The 14,417-nt window shown below is 44.1% G+C and carries 13 protein-coding genes and 1 tRNA gene; 9 read left to right on the forward strand and 5 right to left on the reverse strand.

Annotated elements, in window-relative coordinates; genetic code table 11:
- Positions 1 to 167: 167 nt before the first annotated feature.
- The 5 genes from nadA (at position 168) to R7Q47_RS03460 (ending at position 4,560) form a co-directional block, all read left to right on the forward strand.
- On the forward strand, positions 168 to 1,229 hold the full coding sequence (nadA, locus tag R7Q47_RS03440) for a quinolinate synthase NadA (RefSeq protein ID WP_017635054.1): 1,062 nt from the start codon (positions 168 to 170) through the stop codon (positions 1,227 to 1,229).
- A 118-nt stretch (positions 1,230 to 1,347) separates the two neighbouring features.
- Entirely contained in the window at positions 1,348 to 2,391 is a 1,044-nt protein-coding gene (locus R7Q47_RS03445) for a potassium channel protein (RefSeq protein WP_017635053.1), read from the forward strand.
- A complete protein-coding gene (locus R7Q47_RS03450; RefSeq protein ID WP_005378281.1) occupies positions 2,391 to 2,807 on the forward strand; it encodes a DUF350 domain-containing protein in 417 nt (138 codons plus the stop codon). The genes R7Q47_RS03445 and R7Q47_RS03450 overlap by 1 nt, the downstream gene beginning before the upstream one ends.
- 8 nt (positions 2,808 to 2,815) lie before the next feature.
- The gene (locus tag R7Q47_RS03455; protein WP_025766906.1) at positions 2,816 to 3,385 is read left to right on the forward strand and encodes a DUF1190 domain-containing protein; all 570 of its coding nucleotides are present in this window, start codon (positions 2,816 to 2,818) and stop codon (positions 3,383 to 3,385) included.
- Positions 3,386 to 3,393: 8 nt separating this feature from the next.
- The gene (locus tag R7Q47_RS03460) at positions 3,394 to 4,560 is read left to right on the forward strand and encodes a glutathionylspermidine synthase family protein (RefSeq protein ID WP_042522104.1); all 1,167 of its coding nucleotides are present in this window, start codon (positions 3,394 to 3,396) and stop codon (positions 4,558 to 4,560) included.
- 73 nt (positions 4,561 to 4,633) lie between these two features.
- On the opposite strand, the gene R7Q47_RS03465 is transcribed toward R7Q47_RS03460, so the two are convergent.
- Positions 4,634 to 5,245 (reverse strand): YecA family protein, encoded by a 612-nt coding sequence (locus R7Q47_RS03465; protein WP_005378278.1) that lies wholly within the window; start codon positions 5,243 to 5,245, stop codon positions 4,634 to 4,636.
- Between the two features lie 51 nt (positions 5,246 to 5,296).
- Between R7Q47_RS03465 and R7Q47_RS03470 the strand changes: the two genes are divergently transcribed.
- The 3 genes from R7Q47_RS03470 (at position 5,297) to R7Q47_RS03480 (ending at position 8,901) form a co-directional block, all read left to right on the forward strand.
- Positions 5,297 to 7,717, forward strand: coding sequence for a hybrid sensor histidine kinase/response regulator (locus tag R7Q47_RS03470; protein ID WP_248487615.1), 2,421 nt, complete (start codon positions 5,297 to 5,299; stop codon positions 7,715 to 7,717).
- Between the two features lie 502 nt (positions 7,718 to 8,219).
- On the forward strand, positions 8,220 to 8,669 hold the full coding sequence (locus R7Q47_RS03475; protein WP_005378276.1) for an L-alanine exporter AlaE: 450 nt from the start codon (positions 8,220 to 8,222) through the stop codon (positions 8,667 to 8,669).
- 144 nt (positions 8,670 to 8,813) lie between these two features.
- Positions 8,814 to 8,901: transfer RNA gene (locus R7Q47_RS03480), tRNA-Ser, on the forward strand.
- A gap of 273 nt (positions 8,902 to 9,174) precedes the next feature.
- Here R7Q47_RS03480 and R7Q47_RS03485 read toward each other — a convergent pair.
- The 3 genes from R7Q47_RS03485 to R7Q47_RS03495 all read right to left on the reverse strand — a co-directional run bounded on the left by R7Q47_RS03485 (position 9,175) and on the right by R7Q47_RS03495 (position 11,978).
- A complete protein-coding gene (locus tag R7Q47_RS03485; protein WP_017635045.1) occupies positions 9,175 to 9,303 on the reverse strand; it encodes a hypothetical protein in 129 nt (42 codons plus the stop codon).
- A 348-nt stretch (positions 9,304 to 9,651) separates the two neighbouring features.
- Complete coding sequence (locus R7Q47_RS03490) at positions 9,652 to 10,644, reverse strand: cytochrome d ubiquinol oxidase subunit II (protein ID WP_182038207.1); 993 nt, start codon at positions 10,642 to 10,644, stop codon at positions 9,652 to 9,654.
- A 2-nt stretch (positions 10,645 to 10,646) separates the two neighbouring features.
- Positions 10,647 to 11,978, reverse strand: coding sequence for a cytochrome ubiquinol oxidase subunit I (locus tag R7Q47_RS03495; protein WP_005388402.1), 1,332 nt, complete (start codon positions 11,976 to 11,978; stop codon positions 10,647 to 10,649).
- 816 nt (positions 11,979 to 12,794) lie between these two features.
- Here R7Q47_RS03495 and R7Q47_RS03500 point away from each other — a divergent pair.
- Complete coding sequence (locus tag R7Q47_RS03500; protein WP_064368010.1) at positions 12,795 to 13,043, forward strand: hypothetical protein; 249 nt, start codon at positions 12,795 to 12,797, stop codon at positions 13,041 to 13,043.
- 5 nt (positions 13,044 to 13,048) lie between these two features.
- Here R7Q47_RS03500 and R7Q47_RS03505 read toward each other — a convergent pair whose 3' ends face one another.
- A complete protein-coding gene (locus R7Q47_RS03505; protein WP_054576388.1) occupies positions 13,049 to 14,038 on the reverse strand; it encodes a Solitary outer membrane autotransporter beta-barrel domain in 990 nt (329 codons plus the stop codon).
- Between the last annotated feature and the right edge of the window lie 379 nt (positions 14,039 to 14,417).

Here is a 14,417-nt window from a genome sequence, read left to right on the forward strand (position 1 = left end):
GATGCAGAGCCTCTGACCTTGTATTGCACCGAATTTCGCTACTCGGAAATGCTACCTGTAACAAAGATATACGGCTAGACCGCTAGAAATCCCCGCGACAAGTTGGTTTTTGAAAATTAACGAGGTTACAATACTCGGATTAAAGGAAGTTGCGTAGAGCAAGAGCAATGAGCCATATATTAGATAAAATCGACACTGTTTACCCATTCCCACCGAAACCAGTTCCATTAAGCGAAGAAGAAAAAGCATCTTACATTGAGCGTATTAAAAAGTTACTCAAAGAAAAAGATGCGGTACTTATCGCGCACTATTATACCGACCCTGAGATTCAAGCCCTAGCTGAAGACACTGGCGGGTTTGTTGGTGACTCGTTGGAAATGGCGAAGTTTGGTAATCGTCACCCTGCAAGTACATTGATTATTGGTGGTGTTCGCTTTATGGGCGAGTCGGCCAAAATTCTGACACCAGAAAAGCGCATTCTAATGCCAACGTTGGAAGCGGAATGTTCGCTCGACCTTGGCTGTCCTGCGGATAAGTTCAGCGAGTTTTGTGATGCTCACCCTGATCATACGGTTGTAGTTTACGCAAATACTTCAGCAGCGGTTAAAGCCCGTGCCGACTGGGTCGTTACATCGAGCATTGCGCTTGAAATCGTGGAACACTTAGACGCTGAAGATAAGCCAATTATTTGGGGACCAGACCGTCACCTAGGATCGTACATCGCTAACAAAACTGGCGCAGATATGCTGCTTTGGCAGGGTGAGTGTGTGGTTCATGATGAGTTCTCTGCTGATGCGCTACGAAAAATGAAGAGCGTGTATCCAGATGCGGCTATTTTGGTTCACCCTGAGTCACCAGCAAGCGTCGTAGAACTTGCCGATGCCGTTGGATCAACGAGTCAGCTGATCAAAGCAGCGAAAGAGCTTCCTCACAAACAAATGATCGTTGCGACAGACAAAGGTATTTTCTTTAAAATGCAGCAACTAGTGCCAGAAAAAGAACTTATCGAAGCACCAACCGCAGGTGCAGGCGCAACATGCCGCAGCTGTGCACACTGTCCTTGGATGGCAATGAACGGTTTGAAAGCAATTGAGAAAGCGCTTAGTGAAGGTGGTAAAGAGCACGAGATTTTTGTTGACGAAGAACTGCGTGTTAAATCCCTTATACCACTTAACCGCATGCTAGATTTTGCTGAGCAGCTAAATATGCAAGTGAAAGGTAATGCTTAAAAAGTAGGCGTAACTGAAAGTAAATCTCAAAAACCAGTCGAATATGGCTGGTTTTTTTGTGTCTTACTATCAATGAGTTACTATTGATGCAATCAATGAATATCGAGGTCATAAATTTATGGCGGTGTGGTTAGTAGTTAAAAAGTGGCTTAGTTCACACCTTTTTAAATTGAGCAACCGAAGCCTTCTCATCTTTAGTGGCTTATATGTGAGCCTTTCATGGTGGCTGCTGGTTCTCGCTGGTGAAACAGCATTAACAGACAGTTTCGCTAACTTTATCTATTACCTCATGGTTACGGCGAGTACGGTGGGTTATGGCGACCATTCTCCAGTAACAGATTTGGGTAAATGGGTTGTCGTACTATTTGTAATCCCCGGCGGTTTGAGCTTATTCGCCGCATTATTGGGGCGTGTCGCTGGAGCCGCGATGGACTATTGGCGAGCGGGTATTTTAGGAAAACGGAGAGTAAGAGTGGAAAACCATATTGTATTGTTGGGCTGGAATGGATCGAGGACGATGCACCTTATTCGCATGTTACAACATGAAGAAGAGGGAAAGCGTCCGATTGTTTTATGCAGCCGTTCAGAAATAGAGAACCCGTTACCTGGCGAAATCAGTTTTATCAAAGTGACCAGTTATACCGATTCGCAAGAAATGAAAAACGCCAATATTGCCGAAGCCGCTTGCATTATTGTGGATAATCTCTCGGACGACATTACCTTGTCAGCCGCTCTATACTGCGCATCTGTAAACCCTTCCGCTCATTTGGTCGCTTACTTTAAAGATGAAGCGCTAGGCCGACTTCTAAGTCAGCATTGCCCGAAAGCGGAATGCATACCTGCTGTTGGCGCAGAAATGTTGGCAAAAGCGGCGGTTGACCCGGGCTCAAGTGCGCTTCATCAGGAGCTTTTGGCTTCAACACGAGGTATGACGCAATACTCAGTTATTTATCCCGAGGGTCAGTCTGCCACCACTATTGAGAATCTCTTCGTTTTTCTCAAAAGACGCCATCATGCCACGCTGATTGCTTTTGATATTGGCGATGGTATTCAACTCAACCCAGATTTAGATGCTGAAGTACCCGCGAGTACCAAGCTGTTTTACATTGCAGATGAACGTATTGAAGATTTTGCCTGGAAAGAAATGAACAAGGAACAATAATGCACATGATTGCCGGCCTGTTAGCAGGCTTCCCAAACTTTTTACTCTATTTCTCTGTTTCTATTATTTTTGTATTGGCGTTTAAGTTCATCTACGTCAAGTTGACGCCATACGATGAGTGGCATCTGATCAAAGAAAAACAAAATACAGCAGCAGCGATTGCGCTAAGTGGGGCCTTCCTTGGTTATTGTCTCGCGATTTCGGGGGCGGCAAAAAACTCGGTCAATATCGTCGATTTTATGGTGTGGGGCGTTGTTGCAATGCTTGCTCAAATTATCGCATTTGCAATTGTACGCTTTATTTTACTTCCGAAAGTGGCAGAGCGTATCGAAAAAGATGAACTGCCAGCCGGTATTGTATTAGCCGCAGTTTCTGTTTCGGTCGGCGTATTGAATGCCGCTTGCATGACTTACTAGGAGGAACGATGAAGCGGAGTTCTAACGTTAAACGTTCTTCCATGGACAAAAGCTTAAAGCTTGGGAAAATTCTTCCCTTTGCTGCCTTTGGTGGTATTTTCTTCTTTGCTACGTACGAGTCAAAAACAGAAGGGTACATTTTTTCTGATGCTGATGAGTGTAAATCTAACTCGCCTGAGTTTAGTGAACAGTGTGACATTGCATACCAAGAAGCTTTAGCTCGTGCCGAACAAAATGCCCCTCGCTACCGCAGCGAGTTCGAATGCGAGAATGATTTCTACGAGGATGATTGTTACTACAGTTCCAGTTCCCGAGCTTATGTACCTAACTTTGGCGGTTTTTTTTACAGTCGCTCATTAAGCGGGTTGAAAGGTTATAACAAGAGCTATTACTCAGAGCCGATGTACCGTTATAAATCCAAATTCTATAATGGAGCAGGGCAATTCTTTGGCTCCTACCGAAATCAGCCGACCAAAGTTGCGACGAATAGCCTTAATAAACGTGGTGGCGGCACCATTGGCAGGGCGATGTCTCGAGGCGGGTTTGGTAAAGCGGTGTCGGTCAGTCGAGGCGGTTAAAAAGCACTATGTTTCGACGAGAAATACAAGAGCGCGAAAACTGGCGTGAATTAGCACGCCAGTTTGGTTTTGGTTTCCATACCATGTATGACCAACCGTATTGGGATGAGAGTGCTTACTATCAATTCACGCTGGAGCAAATTGAGCGCGATATAGAAGCGCCCACTGAAGAGCTGCATCAGATGTGCCTGGCTATTGTGGATGAAGTCGTTCGGAGTGAGCGGTTGCTGACGCAATGTGCGATCCCTGAATCTATGTGGGAGCAGGTCGCTTCTTCATGGAGACGAAGCGAACCTTCGCTTTATTCGCGGCTGGATTTCGCGTACAACGGGACCTCGCCAGCAAAATTACTGGAAAACAATGCGGATACGCCAACCAGCTTGTTTGAAACTGGCTTTTGGCAGTGGGTGTGGCTAGAAGATGTTGTAAATAAAGGTCGAGTTCACCAGAGCGCGGATCAATTCAATATTCTTCAAGACTTTTTGATCGAGCGCTTTGCCGAAATAGCAAAATACCAACCAGGACAAACACTTCACTTTAGCTGCTGCAAGTACACTGAAGAAGATAAAGGGACTGTCCAGTATTTAGAGGATTGCGCGCGAGAGGCAGGGTTAGCAACGGCATTCGTGCATGTCGAAGATATTGGAGTTACGGAAGATGGTCTGTTTGTGGATGCTGACGACAGAGCGATTCGTTGGATGTTTAAGCTTTACCCTTGGGAGTTTATGTTTGAAGAGGAATATGCGAAGTACTTAGCGACTGCGAACGTAAACTGGTTAGAACCGATGTGGAAGTCGATTCTATCCAATAAAGCACTTTTACCGTTATTGTGGGAGCGCTTTCCTAATCACCCGAACCTTTTGCCCGCTTATTTTGCTAACGATTCAAAAGCGAACACTATGAGAGATTATGTCATCAAGCCACTATTTTCTCGAGAGGGCGCGAACATCGAGATCGTCATCGATGGAAAACGTTTTGTTAAAACGTCAGGGCCTTATGAATCTAAATTCAATATCGTCCAGCAATACCATCCACTACCTAAGTTTGGGCACAACCATACGTTAATTGGCAGTTGGTTGGTCAATGATAGAGCTGCCGGTATTTCGATTAGGGAAGACAGTAGCTTAGTGACTCAAGATATGGCGCGGTATATTCCACATGTAATTTTAACATGATCAAAAAAGCTCTCCATTTGGAGAGCTTTTTGTCTATTCAGCCGTTCAATCTTGATGGTCGACAGCGTTGCGTCTATTGTTCTTCAGCTAATGCAACACCGCGCTGGGTAAGACCACATAACATCACTGGCATTGCATTGAAGATCTCTTCAAACTGCTCTAAGCCTTCCATACCTTGTTCGGCCAATGTTTCAATGGTTGTTTCTGGGTCGTAAAGCATAGTAAGAGAAAGTAAAACACCACCGAGTAGGGCATTATCTTCGCTATCCTCAGGCATCAACGTTTCCCAGTCATCACGCGCAAGTTGCCAGCCTTGTAATACACCTTCACAGAAATCGCGAGCCTGACTTGTTACAATGTCTTGCTCATCTAGCGCGCACCCTGCAGGCCACTGCCAAGTGCCTTCTAGGAGAGCGGGACGAGTTTGGTTCCACATTTGTACAATCTCGTCAATGTACTGCTCTAGTTGTTCACCGTCAGTAAATGGCGCTGTTTCTTCTCCACCCCATAAGAATGGCAACCACTCTTGAGGCATTAATACGTTTGGCGCTGCAGCCATCGCTGTTACAAAGCCTTGAGTTTTTGCTAGGTTTAGTAGTTTACCGTCAAGTTCTGGGAGAGAAAGGATGTCTTGTAGTTTCAAAATAGAATACCATTTGTTAATGGGCTGGTTGATTGCGCTCATCTTACCAATCAATTAGTGATAAATCGATATTAGGGAATGATTCACACATCTATGGAAATTCGCTCATCACTTAGAAAAAAAAGCATTCTCGCCCTAACACTTTACCTGTGCTTCTTTATCGCCACTATCGGTTCTGTCGCCTATTTGGTTGTTGAGCCACCGGTTAGACAAAAGCTAGAGCAAAACCTAGAGTTACGTACCCAACTCCTGGCTCTTGAGATAAAAGAGCCCCTCCTCAGTTCTACAGGTGTATTGAGCAGCTTAGTAGGGCTAGCCCAAGGGACTGAAAATATTCAATCTCTCAACACAATAATTCCACATATACTTCAATTGAGTGACAAGATGCTTGTTAGTGGTGGCGTATGGCCTAAACCCGAACTAAAAGTAGAACAATGGAGATATAAAAGTCTATTCTTCAATAAAAACAGTGATAGTGGTATTGACCAAATTCACTCCTACAATAACCCCGAATCTGGCGGTTATGATAATGAAGCCTGGTATGTCGCTGCCGCCGATGCTCCGGTAGGTTCTGTTAGTTGGTCTACGGTTTACATCGATACCTTTACTCAGGTCCAGATGATTACCGCGTCTTCTCCGTACTACCAAAACGGTCGATTCGCTGGAGTTGTAACGGTAGACCTATCACTTGATGCACTTTTTCAGTTTATTCGAGAGCACACGAACCAGCATTCTTTGGGGGTAGTGGTTCGCGATGCTGACTCAAACGTGATTATTGAACACAACTTTCAACTGACGGACGAAATTTATGTCAGCGAGCTTGATTTCGGAGAGTTCGATTGGCGCATGGAAGTTGTCAACGCAAAAGCTAAAGTCGCCGATCAAGTGTTTGAACAAGTGATGAGCGTTGAGGGGAGGATCATTCCATTTTTGCTCTTGTGTGTCTTGGTCGGTTACTACTTACTGAATCGCTATATTGTTGAACCAATTGTTCGCATTGCCGCTAAGATTGATGACTCGAAAACTGGTGGGATCATAGATATTGACTACGATAGCGATGACGAAATCGGACAGCTTATCGAGAAGTTCAATGAAAAGACGATCTATTTAGAGCAGGAGAGAATAAAAGCTCAGGCTTCGACAAACGCTAAAACGGCATTCTTAGCCACATTGTCCCACGAGATTCGCACACCAATGAACGGTGTACTAGGAACTGCCCAGATACTGTTAAAAACACCACTTACCGATGAGCAGCGTAAGCACCTGAGAACACTTTATGATTCAGGTGATCACATGATGACATTACTCAATGAGATTTTAGATTACTCAAAAATTGAACAAGGGCATGTTGAGTTTGAAAATAAGCCTTTCCCAATTGAGTCGATTATCGGCAGTATCAAGAGTGTTTATCAAACGCTATGTGCAGAAAAAGGTCTTCGCTTTAGAGTAGTCTCGCATTTACCAACGGGTCGTTGGTACAACAATGACAAAGCCCGTTTGCGTCAAGTACTGTTCAATCTACTCAATAACGCTGTTAAGTTCACCGATCGTGGCATCGTAGAGGTAGAGCTAGCCGAGAAATCGAGTAAGGCTGGCACCAAGCTGATACTAAAGGTAAAAGATACAGGGATTGGTATTTCAAAAGAGGCACAAAAACGCATTTTTCGTCCTTTTGAGCAAGCAGAGTCATCAACGACTAGACGGTTTGGTGGTACAGGGCTTGGTTTAGCAATAGTCAAAGAAATCGCGGAACATATGGGTGGGCAAGTGGTTGTAGAGAGTCAGGAGGACGCTGGAACGACTTTTACTGTCGAAATTGCCCTTACACCTTGCAAGCCGGGTAAAGTAGAGTCAATCAATACACATAAATTGAACTGTAAAGGGTTGAAAGCACTCATTGTTGAAGACAACCGAACAAATGCGATCATTATGGAAACTTTCCTCCGAGCCAAGGGCTTTGAGTGCACAAGTGTCGAAAATGGTCAGCTTGCAGTCGATGAGGTTGCGATCAAACCATTTGATTTGATACTGATGGATAATCATATGCCTGTTCTAGATGGCGTTGGGGCCATATCAGCCATTCGAGCAATGAGTTCACCTGCTAAGTCGGTACTGATTTTTGGCTGTACAGCGGATGTGTTCAAAGAAACACAAGAGCGTATGATTAATGTAGGAGCAGACCACATAATAGCGAAACCAATAGTGGAGTCTGAATTAAATGATGCACTGTATCTTCATGCGACACAGTTATATCAGTACCAATCGGACTTTGATGGAAATGCAGCAGATAGCTTTAATGCTGAAAAGTGGTTACTCAACTTCTATGTCGCTCTAGATAATGGACATCTTAATGAAGCACTTGAGGCTATTTCAGCGATCATTGCGGAGGCTCCCCTTGAACTCAGTGGCGACGTTTCTTCAGTCGCCGAACGGATAAGAAGTAACTTAAAGCGTCAGCAATCCCCGGACCAAGATGATATCGATACATTAACGATTTTGCTGGCCTCACCATAACTGAATCAATATGGCGCAACTGTGAATTGTTCTTACTATTCATACGTCATCCAGCGTCGTCACAAACTCTTCTAACCTGCAATGAACAGGCTTGCAGTTTTACTTTTACGAGTAAAGCAGCAAGACCTTCTACTGTGATTATATCGGTAATACTCTGAATTTTCGCAGCTTGGTAGCATAAGCTATAGGAGTGACTGTTTACAGTCCGAGTTTTGTTCTAACTTTACGTCAAAATAATTATCGTAACCCCTTTTCATGTAAGTGAAATCCGTGTTTTTGTACCATTTTTACGTGATTTTAGGCGTTTTTACTCGCCATTGGTGAAAAAAACTACTTTTACTTTAAAAGTTGGTTATAAATTTACAACTTAATTTTAAATACAGAACCATAAGCTAGTTTTTGTGTGCTCTAATTGCATTATTAACTGGCTTGGTGTCTTTTTAGTGGTTAATAGTTTTATTATTTTTATTAATTGCAGTGTTTGATTTTAAGGGTTTTGTAAATGAAGTCTCGTGGACCATTTTGTATTCGTCACGCCGCAGCGGATACCTTTGCTATGGTTGTTTTTTGCTTTATCACAGGGATGATTGTCGAGATTTTGATTTCAGGGATGACATTTGAGCAATCTCTAGCATCGCGTACGCTATCGATTCCAGTGAATATCGCCATTGCTTGGCCGTATGGGGTTTTTCGTGATTGGGTGCTGCATCAAGGTAGTAAGGTGTCACCGTCTTCCTTTATGAAAAACATCTCTGATCTGGTCGCTTATGTACTATTTCAATCTCCAGTTTATGCGGGTATCTTATTCGCAGTTGGCGCGTCTACAGATCAAATTGTGACCGCAGTGGCAAGTAACGCTGTTATTTCTTGTGGCATGGGTGTGTTGTATGGGTACTTCTTGGACATGTGCCGCCGTTGGTTCCGTGTTCCCGGTTATTCTCAAAGCATGTAAATGCCCCAGTTTTGCTCAATTTAGTTACTTAGTGAGCAATCGATTCGAAAAGGGCGCTTTTTTTTATGTTTAGCCTTGACCATCAGGCACATAATCATTAAATTAGCGCCTCGTTAGCCAATGATGCTAACCAAAATTTGATTCGGTGAGTTGTCCGAGTGGCTGAAGGAGCACGCCTGGAAAGTGTGTATACGGCAACGTATCGAGAGTTCGAATCTCTCACTCACCGCCACATTCTAAAAGGTCTGATTTATCAGGCCTTTTTTCGTATCTACACTAAAGTAATGCGTCATTGAAAGTACATAAGAGTACTCAGAGTGCAAACGCAACTCTATCTACAAGCCAACTGTTCACATCTCACCTCGATATAACGCCAAAATTGAAGAAGCTATACAGAGGCAGCCATAATCTGATTGGTGCGGGTTAGCACATCCGCTTTAATCTAGAATTTAGCACCCATATCACATGAGGTATGAATACGGCCACAAGAATGAACATAGTGCTACTAGATGCTAAGCAAAACAGCCATGAACACGAATACAACAGCAATCATACCAAAGAGATCTGTGTTTGGATTGAGGTCATCAGGGTTAAATTTTTCAATGCTTTGCGTCGTTTTGCATCTTATCTTCATGTTCTTGTCCTTATTTCATGTACTATTTCAACAGCAACATAACATGCAATTGAGTGTTCACAAGTCATAAAAAGCATAAGTATACTTGAACCTCATTGAGCGCAAAAAAATACTCAAAGCGTTTTAAAGTGGCGGTCTACCTTTTGTAACATCAAATGTTCTTTCTGTTTTTGTGCCTGTATCGCTATTTTGAGAAACGGTTATCTCGTTCTAGTTAGGAACAAACTACTGGCTGCCGCTACATTCTCTCAGCGTCCCCACTCAGTCGCTTTGGGTAGATACTTTAGTCGTGAGTACTGCAAAAAAACGCCGCATGAGCAGCGGCGCTTTGTTGAGGAATTACCTTTCCTACTTGTAGCTAAGTTCTGTCGCTTTGCCTTTGAAGATCCGGTATACCACAAAGGTGTAAAGCAATATCACCGGCATAACAATCATCACACCGTAGCCCACGATTATTAATGTCGCAGGTGAGGAGGCCGCTTGTTGTGCGGTCATCAACCCCGGCACAACTTCTGGGAAGAAGCTGTACGCAAGACCTAGAAAGCTCAACGCGAAAATGACGGTGACACCAAAGAAAGGCCAGCGCACACCCAGATCATTCACCATTGGAACCTGACGCAAATAGCGATCAACGAGGAAGATGGTCGCCAACACAATCAATGGGACTGGGGCAAGCAACAAGACTTCTGGGAAGCTGAACCAACGCAAGGCAACTTGTTGATTTACAATAGGGTTTACAACACTCACTACCAAGATACCCAGAGCCGCCAACCAACCAGCACGGCGAGACCAACGCGCCGAGCGTATTTGCAAATCACCTTCCGTTTTCAGTACCAACCATGCGCCACCGATGTAAACGTACGCCGCTGTTACACAAAGTGCGCTTAACCATGCAAAGCCAAATGCTTCGGTTGATTGCTCAAACCCCATGATGTAACGACCCACCATGTAACCTTGGGTTAGTGCGGTGACTAGAGAGCCAATTCGGAAGCACCAATCCCAATGAGGTTTATGATCCGAGTTCGCTTTGGCTCGGAAATCGAATGCCACGCCACGCATTATCAGTGCGATAAGCATGATGGCGGTCGGTATATAGAGCTCCGTTAAAATCAAACTGTGAGCGGTAGGAAAGGCAATCAACAAAATACCAACGGCTAACACCAACCACGTTTCGTTCGCGTCCCAGAAAGGGCCGATAGAGGCTATCATTCGGTCACGTTGCGCTTCATTATCACTCGGTAAAAGGATACCGACGCCAAGATCGTAGCCGTCGAGCACGGCATACATAAAGACCGAGAAGCCAAGCAGCAGAAGATAAATTTCTGGTAGATAGTCGAGCATGATTAGGCCTCTTGTTGTGTCAGTGGGACTTCATGGGCTGCAACGTCTTTGCGCGCCAAATAGAATAGGGTATGGATGTACGCAACCAGCAATGCAGCATAAATGGCTAAGTACATAATGAGCGAAGTCATCACGCTACTGCTCGCAACCGTGGTGACGGCTTCGGATGTTCGCAATACACCGCTGACCAACCAAGGTTGTCGACCAATCTCAGTAACATACCAACCCGCCAGTGTGGCTATCCAACCAGAGAACGTCATGGCTAATACTGTGTATAGGTAAGGTTTAGGTAGCGCTTTTTTGCGTGCTAGCTTCACCGCGCCATACCAGCTAACCAGCAGCATAAGGACACCTACACCAACCATCACGCGGAAACCAAAGAACAAGGGCTTCACTGGCGGGTGGTCAGGCGCAAACTCGTTAAGTCCCTGGATTTCCCCGTCTAAGTCATGCGTAAGAATCAAACTCGCCAACTTAGGGATGCCCACTTCAAAATCATTGCTGCGAGTTTCTTCATTTGGCATCGCAAATAGTAGAAGAGGTGCGCCTTGCTCGGTCTCCCACACGCCTTCCATCGCTGCGATTTTTGCAGGTTGATGTTCAAGCGTGTTTAACCCGTGAAGGTCACCGACAAAGATTTGAATTGGGATGAATCCAGCCGCCGCGAACAGCGCGACTTTTAGGCCAAGTTTGGCTGAGCGGTGATCTGGCTTTTTCATTATTTGATAAGCTGAGATACCCGCAATCAAGAAGCTGGCAGTCAGCGCCGATGCTAATAGCGTGTGCAGAAGACGGTAAGGTAAAGAAGGATTGAAAATAACTTCCTTCCAACTGGTTACATGTACAATTCCGTCAATCACTTCATAGCCACTTGGTGTGTGCATCCAGCTGTTAAGCACCAGAATCCAAAATGCGGACATACTTGTCCCAACAGCAACCAGAACGGTGGCGAGAGTATGAACCCATTCCGGTACTCGTCCTCGTCCAAAAAGCATTACACCCAGGAAGGTGGCTTCCATAAAGAAGGCGGTCATCACTTCGTATCCGAGCAATGGTCCAGCTACGTTTCCGACTCGTTCCATAAAGCCTGGCCAGTTGGTACCAAACTGGAAACTCATCGTAATGCCGGATACCACACCCAAGGCGAAAGTGAGAGCGAATATCTTGACCCAGAAGTAATAAACATCGAGCCATACGGGGGCTTGTGTGCGGTTATATCGCCACTTGAAAAACACCAACATCCATGCCAACGCGATGGTGATGGTCGGGAAGAGAATGTGAAAGCTGATATTGGCCGCGAACTGGATCCGCGACAGCATGAGGGTATCTAACATCTTGGTTCCTCAAAAACGTGCCATACTAAAAATCGTGTCTATCTGTAATTTAGTTACGAAAAGTCGGGCAGTTTGGATTCATGTATCGAGAAATACAGGTGATTCTGTTTTCTTCTAACCATGATTTATATCAACTAAGACAAAGAAAGGAGTGTAGGAAATTGTCTCAAAATGCCACTAATAGTCGCGAGAAGTGAGTAAAAGAAAGCAAATGTAACTGAAGGAGCATGGATTAAGATTAGTTCGAATTATCCTTATGATGGTTTCGATAATCCTGAAATAAAATTACAGAAACAATATTTTTAGTAAGGAAATTTGCCTTGCCTTCACTTTGAACCTCCATACTATTTATACACTAGTCATGTCGAGATCGTCTCAAACACAGCAAACTTACTGGCAGTTAAGGTGGGAAACTTTAGCTAATTGATAAACTTAAAATTGCACTGCTAATGACATGTGCATCATAAGTTCGTTAGCACTCGACCAGAAGTGCGATAGGCTACATTTTTATACTAGCGAACGATTTGGCGCTAGGTAATTCGGTTTTCACTAGATCAACAAGTCGACTGCGGACCATTTTCGATTCCTGATGAGTTTCAATCCAAACTGACACTTACTTTTCAGCAAGTGTGCTAGTGTCTTTCTTGTTATTTATTAAATAATTAATAAATGCCGATCTGGTAAAGAGAGTTGTGGACAGCTATCTCGAGCAGTAGACTGGCGCTAGCCAGAGAGTCTGACTTTGAGGGGGGCATTCTACATGAACTTTGGATTCTGCCACCGCAAAGCTGATATTGAATTTGATGGAGATGGATAATGAACGACAGTTGGGCTAATTTCTTTCCTTACTTTGCTGGAGCTTTTAAGCTTATTGTATTAGGGATAGGAGCCTACTTAGCCATTAAATGGCATTTTGACGAAGAGCGAAGGGTAAGAGAAGCGGAAGGTGTAGTGTTTGATAACCCAAGTCTCATGAAAAAGTTTGCGAAGACGCTAACTCTGCCATTCCTTTTGTGTCTTCTAGTTCTTCTTGTTATATATGCTACCAACTGGTTCATGTACTGACGGCTTTATTGTTTGTTGTAGTAAAGTTGAATGCTGCCACCTCTGAGAGTCGAGCCGTAGTTGAAGTTAACGCCTATGCCGAAATTGTCCAACCAATCAAAGGGCTTTGGTGCATAAAATAGCCATCCTATAGAAGCTTCGTAGTAATGCGGACTTCCAAGTTCGTCGCTTAAATCATGCGAAAGGTCGACTCTTTTAATCCCAGTAAATAAAGCTTGCTCACCGTGATAAATATTGTAGTAACCGGTGATTTCATTAGATAGGTACCAACCTTTAGGGTTGCCTATATTGCCGTTATTTGCGCTTCCCCAGCTGTGCCCAATGAATGAATTCAATGTCGAACTGGCATGCCATTTCCCCCAACTTGTGGGAGACGTGTATTTGGCTTTAATGGATGGTTGAACTATTGCCGCCCATGCTGAAACGTTAACGGCACGGCCGTCTAGGATTCTTCCAATGATGGATGAAAGTTTATTATCGGTAGAGAATGAGTTTTCATAACGCATAAGGTGAGTCGTCGTTCTGGTGCTAAGGGTGACGTTTTCACTTGCTTTGTATAGATACCCATAACCAATCGATGCACCGTATGTCCTTTCCTTGAGAAGATCCTTACTTGTGCCGAATAGTTTGAGATCATTCTCTGTTTGTATCGTAAATGCCTTAAACGACAGCTCATGTAAGTCCTCGCTGCCCTCTATGTCAAAGTTAGTCGTGTAAGGGAGAACATATACGGATTTGCTTCGACGTTCATTGATTGACTCGTCAGTCCCGAACTCTGGGTTGGCGGTATCAAATAATGCATTCGGATCAAAGTCGCCAATACCAAACGCAATTGCGTCAGTGTCGGACAGCAAAACCGCGATAGAAAAACGTTGTTGGAGAAGGTTGCTAATTTCCTTATCTAGTGGATCCGCTTGAGCTGTGTTAGGAAGAGAGAGTAGGAGAGCGAGCGAAACGACTCGCCACTCCACTGAGGCGAAGTTGGGTTGGAACATTTTGGCTCTTTCAAATGGTTCATGCATGGAGTTTTTGGACGTACCGGTACGCTAACATTAGTTTAATCGTTGAATGGTCGGTGTAACTTTGAGAAATCTATGTTTTCTCATATTGATATGAAAAAGTTCCTTAAACGAGTTTAGCTTCAATGTGTATGCTGCACCAGATTTGTTTAGCAACATCATTCTTTTCTGAAGATGTAGCAAGACTTTGTGACTAGGTTGCATTATTTTCTTTAATGCGTCTCTTGAGAGGAAAATAGCAAACTTTTTTATTGCCTTGGCGCTCAAGAAAATCTGAATCGTTCACTGTGCTACTGGTTAACTTCGAAAACTTGTAAGCATCCTGTCTGCCAACATCACGACTAACATCATCAAG

The sequence above is a fragment of the Vibrio sp. Vb0349 genome (assembly GCF_033338975.1).